The following is a 228-nucleotide window of genomic DNA, read 5'->3' as shown; positions in this document are numbered from 1 at the left end:
CCCGTACTCCTGGTACTTGTTCCAGATCGTCTCGGCGGGCAGATTCAGCGCGAGCTTTGCGAGCGCGACGTTGCTCGACTTCTGCAGCGCCTGCGCGACCGTCAGCGAGCCGTGGTTCGACGTGTCGTGGATCACGGCCGGGCCGATCCTGTAGGTGCCCGGCGACGTGTTGACGATCGTGTTCGGCGTGACCTTGCGTTCGTCGATCGACAGCGCGACGACCAGCGG

1 protein-coding gene is annotated in these 228 nt (G+C 65.4%); it reads right to left on the bottom strand.

Going from position 1 to position 228, the window contains the following annotated elements:
- Positions 1 to 228 (bottom strand): penicillin-binding transpeptidase domain-containing protein (locus SB751_RS36140; RefSeq protein WP_410749747.1); only part of this gene is annotated, 228 nt, incomplete at both ends.

It is taken from the genome of Cupriavidus sp. SIMBA_020 (genome assembly GCF_046535395.1).
Classification (GTDB): Bacteria; Pseudomonadota; Gammaproteobacteria; order Burkholderiales; family Burkholderiaceae; genus Cupriavidus; species Cupriavidus campinensis.
The sequence above is the reverse complement of the archived record's forward strand: the minus strand, read 5'-3'. Positions and strand labels throughout refer to the sequence as shown.